This window comes from Bacteroides sp. ET489, assembly GCF_030518095.1.
Lineage (GTDB): Bacteria > Bacteroidota > Bacteroidia > Bacteroidales > Bacteroidaceae > Bacteroides > Bacteroides ndongoniae.
Genome location: NZ_JAULLJ010000101.1, coordinates 1 through 1631, shown reverse-complemented (window position 1 = coordinate 1631; position 1631 = coordinate 1). Strand labels below are relative to the sequence as shown.

1 protein-coding gene is annotated in these 1631 nt (G+C 42.1%); it reads right to left on the bottom strand.

Features of this window, described 5'->3' with window-relative positions; genetic code table 11:
- On the bottom strand, positions 1 to 1631 hold a 1631-nt coding region (locus Q3C19_RS18175; RefSeq protein WP_302731257.1), incomplete at both ends, for an IS1182 family transposase.

The following is a 1631-nucleotide window of genomic DNA, read 5'->3' as shown; positions in this document are numbered from 1 at the left end:
ATAATCTCGATTATTTTGTTCCCAATAGCTTAAATGAGCGGTAATAAGGCCGTAAAGGTGTTTAATTGGCCAATTTATACCCTCTTTATTCATCTTGGTACACATCTTTTTTATATTGAAGGCGATGGCCAGGAAGGAAAAGTCCATAAGAACCTTGTCCTTCCCAAAATGACGGAAGCGCTTGTAGTTCATGTTGAATTTTATCTGTCCAAATACAGCTTCCGGCTCTATACACCTTTGCCCTCTGTATTTCAACCCTTCTTCGGAACAGAGAAGTTCCCGGGCTTTCTGTTTGTATATCCTGAGTCGGTGATTCAGTTCTATCGTCCTGTTTCCTTTAGCTTTAAAACACAGACATCTTAACGGACATCCTTCGCATCTGACAGCCCTATACCTGACATATTCGACTACATATCCGGATTCGGTTTTCGTATGCCTGGTACCTACCCTCTGCATCTTTTGCCCCATTGGACAGACGCAGTAATCCTGTTCTTCATTGTAGAAAAAGTTTTCGGCCTTAAAAGGATCCGGTTTAAATCTTGGCCGCTGCTCCATGTGGAAATAATTGTATTTGACGTATGCTTCCATCCCGTTTTCCGACATAAAGTGGTAATTCTCTTCTGATCCGTAACCGGAATCAGCAACCACCGTATGAGCCAACTGGCCGTATCTGTCGGCAAAGGACTTCAGAAAGGGAATCATCGTCAAGGTGTCAGTCGGATTCGGGAAAAGAGAATAATCGATAATGAATTGATTTTCCGTAGCAATCTGAAGATTATATCCGGGTTTTGTCTGACCGTTACGCATGGCATCCTCTTTCATTCTCATAAAGGTGGCTTCTTTGTCTGTCTTGGAATAAGAGTTACGGTCCTGAAGATTGTCCAAATGGGTGTTGTATTCCTGAAGCTTATCCCTGTGAGCTTCCAGTTCTTTCAGCTGTTTGTGTTTCTTTTTCAGCTCTGATTTCTGCTCTTTCGTGGAAGGCTCTGCAGTCTGTTCAAGGGCATTGCGTAATTCCCCAGCCATTTCTGTCAATATGGAAGGGGTAAACTCAATTCCATCGTTGTTTTCCGAAGCTTTTTCCTGAGCGATGACGTCATCTATTTGGCTTAACAGAACCCTGATTTTCTTCATCAGGCGTTCACGATTATGTTCAACAGTCTTCCGCCATACAAAAGTATATTTGTTGGCCTTGGACTCAATCTTTGTTCCGTCAATATATTCCACATTCAGACTGACGAAACCTTTGGATGAAAGCAGAAGTACGGTTTGGGTAAACACTTCGTTAATCTCCTTCTTCACCCGATTACGGAAACGGTTGATAGTAATGAAGTCCGGTTTCTCATAACCGGCTAACCAAATGTAATGGATATCACGATGAAGAAGCTTTTCTATTTTCCGGCAGGAGTATATATTGTTCATATAGGCATACAAGATAACCTTTAGCATCATCTTGGGATGGTAAGGACTACGGCCGCATTCTTTGTATAACTTCCTGAAACTTTCAAGATTCAGGCTTTCAACCAAAGCGTCAACCATGCGTACAGGATCGTTTTCTGCAATATCTTCATCGATTCTTTGCGGAAAAAGTACCGTTTGGTTGGGAGTGTATGGACGAAAATGTATCTTTG